The organism is Paracoccus sp. DMF (assembly GCF_004407025.1).
Classification (GTDB): domain Bacteria; phylum Pseudomonadota; class Alphaproteobacteria; order Rhodobacterales; family Rhodobacteraceae; genus Paracoccus; species Paracoccus aminovorans_B.
This window is the reverse complement of the sequence record NZ_SOKV02000100.1, coordinates 1-3,095: the sequence shown is the minus strand read 5'-3', so window position 1 is coordinate 3,095 and position 3,095 is coordinate 1. Positions and strand designations below refer to the sequence as shown.

The 3,095-nt window shown below is 62.0% G+C and carries 2 protein-coding genes and 1 pseudogene; all 3 read left to right on the top strand.

Translation table 11 applies throughout. The features are described from left to right. Positions 1-505: 505 nt before the first annotated feature. Complete coding sequence (locus E3D03_RS20245) at positions 506-1,744, top strand: hypothetical protein (RefSeq protein WP_263568450.1); 1,239 nt, start codon at positions 506-508, stop codon at positions 1,742-1,744. Then, entirely contained in the window at positions 1,692-2,687 is a 996-nt protein-coding gene (locus E3D03_RS20240; RefSeq protein WP_263568449.1) for a hypothetical protein, read from the top strand. Before E3D03_RS20245 ends, E3D03_RS20240 begins: the two co-directional genes overlap by 53 nt. Before the next feature lie 117 nt (positions 2,688-2,804). Then, a pseudogene (locus E3D03_RS20235) lies at positions 2,805-3,095 on the top strand (hypothetical protein); the annotation flags it as partial.

Sequence of the window (3,095 nt, the reverse complement as noted above, 5' to 3'; positions counted from 1 at the left end):
GGCGGTCTTCAGCGCGGCCAGGCGCGCGGGGATCTGGTCGTGAGTCGTCATGCTGTCTCCGTTGGGTGCGGGGTTGCATGACGGCATCGGTCGGTCGGATAGTGTAGGCGAATTTCTCCAGTTTCGTCAGAAGGTTCTCCCCGCTCTCGCTGCATCAAACGCACCATCCCGAGGGCAAGCAGACCGCACAACTCGGCACGGCGTTCTGTGGGCGTCATCTGTTCGGGTGGCAGGGGATTGGGGCGTTTCATGCGAGCAAGTCCGTGGTGGCTTGCCCTGCCTCTACTCAGGTAAACCGGACGACGTCCCGCTGGGATAGGTAGCCGCTACGCGAAAGGCGGGACTCGACTCATGGTTGATCGGCCGGGTAGAACATAATCGGAACAGTGCTTCACCTTCGCCCGGTGAATCGGTCATGCATTTTCCGCCAGCGTTAAGCGGGTCGTGGAGGCGCAAACCGGTTTGCGACCGCAAGCGACAAGGTTTCAGGGCGAGAGGAGATTACATGGCCAAGAGGATCAAGAATTTCGTCGATCGCGCGTTCTCGCGCACCGTCGACCTCGAACTGCTTCATCGTTTGCTGAGCCCCTATCTGGGCCAGATAGATTTCGACTGGAATGGGCTCCCAGAGGACGAGGGAAAGCGGCGTGAGGCGATTTTCGCGCTCTTCGCCAGGGCTGACCTGCGATTCCCGGCAAAGCTGCAATTCGCACTCTACAATATCTCGACGCTGTCGACCGATGCCGGCGCACGAATCATCCAGGAAATCGCCTCGGAGGCTGGTATTGATGTCCTGTCGGCGTGTCGTATCGACGGGGCAGCTGACGATCTGCGCTTCACGCCGCGCTTCATGGCGCTGGTCACCTGGCTCGATCACCGTGCAATCTTCGACCGCGCCCTCAGCGCAGCGGCATTTCTTGCCCATTCGTCCAAGCTCGAACGCGACGCGGAACGGGAGGACGTCGAACTGCGCCACCACGATGCCGGGGTAAAAGACAGCTTCGCCGAATCGGCACGGCTGCACTTCGCAGGCCGCTACAACGGTCACTATTGCGATGTGCGGTGGTTCGAAGAGGACGATCTGTTACGCGTGCTGATCCTGCACGGCTCTAAGCCAGAGACCAAGAACGTCGATCAGGAGGGGGCAGAGGACACGCTGAAATTCCGCGAGATCGTGCAATCGACCATCGAGTATGACCGACGCAGGAGCGCGGTCTCTGTGGGCTCGAAGTCCGCCACCGACGCCAAGAAGCTGGTAAGGCTTTTCGGCGCCCATGTCCTTGGAGATGGCGACATTTTCGAGGCCTCGGCCAAAGAAGAACTCTACACTCTCGGTCCCCTGCAGCGACACGGCGAGAAGTTCAGGTTCACCTTCGATCCCGACGGCGACATCACGCATGTCGCCTTGCGGGAAGTGCGCATCGATGAGGCGCAACTGACCGCTACGGGGCGCTTGCGTCGCTCGCCGTGGTTTCTGGCGCTCGGCGATTCCGAGAATGCGCTCAGGCGCTTGAAGGATTTGGCCCCCGAGATCGAGGTTGCTGACGTGCGGATCGTGCATGCCAAGATCGACGTCACCATTGAAGTGGACGGCAGCGAGATCGTGGTCCCGGTTACGATCCGGCCGCCGCGCACAGTCAGCATGCGCGACCACTCGCACGAACGGCTCATCCTCGAGATGCTGGAAAACAATGACATTCGCAAACGCCGCAGAACTGATCAGGCTGCTGCTGCGGCAGAGTGATCGTCATCCGATCCGTGCCATCGGTGCGGCAGAGCTAGAGCCCTATGATCCGCGCTTCGTCCGATCGCTGCGCAATCTGGGAATCTTGGCGGACCGCGAGGATCAACGCGACGATGGCACTGCGGTCTTTCAGGTGGTCGGCGATGAATTGATCGTCGTCGATCCAGAGACCGGAGAGTGCGAACGTTACGACGACGCGCTGGATATCCAGTCCTTCGACATCGATATCGCCGCTCTCTGCCGCGCGATACGCGAGCAGTCGGGACTGAAGGGGCCGGGTCCGGTTGCGATCTCGGCCAGGATTTGGCGGCTCGGTCGCCACGAAAAGCATGGTCGAACTGCCGAAATCTGCCTTGTGCGGCGACTGCGGGAGGAGAACTCGCAAGAAATCGTGGACCATGTGCGCGGCGCCATCGACAGCGAAACGCCTGTTGCCCTGATCAGTCTCGGCGATTGCGACTTGCCGACGGCGGTCGCTCGCCAGCTCGACGGCCTCCGCCTGACGGTCACCCGTGCCCTCGATCTGCTGCGCGACGACCCGGATCGCCCCTTCGCGCTCGATCTCGGTCGGGTTCGGGTGCCCACGGGACAGCAGGCCCCGGACGCGCGCCTCCAGATCGACCGTATCGGCCGCCGGGTGATCTTCGAAGGCATCGAAATCGACATCGAGCCGCGAGACTTCGACGCCTTCGCCCTGCTCGCAGAGGAGGCCATGGCCGCCGGGGGCTGGGTTTCAAAGGAGGCACTGGCGGCAACGCTTCAGGCGAGCACAGGGCGGGAAAGCAATCCCGAACAGGTCGATCGCTGCATCAACCGGCTGCGCGATGCGTTCCGGAAGAACAAGCGGCTGGATGCGGTCCCGAGCAACGGGTTCATCGATCGCAAGTCCAAGGTCGGCGCACGTCTCGACCTTGCATCCTCCGGGATCGCGTTCATCGCCTAGACCCGTTTTCCGGCACCGGGAGATTTTCGGGAGGTTTCCGGGAGAAGCCCGAGAGATAAAGAATTTCAGCAGGTTGCATCTTCGACTGGTCAACGCAAACGACCAGGATCGAAACAGATGCTCCCTCCCATTTCCCCCAATGACCTTGCCACGCTGATCGACGAGGCGGCCATTGCCGCGCGCCGCCTGCATCGCAAGCTGGTGCTGCCCGCCGCCGATCTCGACGATCTCCGCCAGGACCTGCTGGTCGACCTGATCTGCCGACTGCCCGGCTTCGACGCCCGCCGTGGCAGCATCGGCGCTTTCTCCAACATCGTCTTGCGCAACCAGTCCTCGCGCATTGCCATCCGTCATCACCGCCAGCGCAGGATGCAGGGCGGCACGGTGCTTTCGCTCGACGCCCCCGTT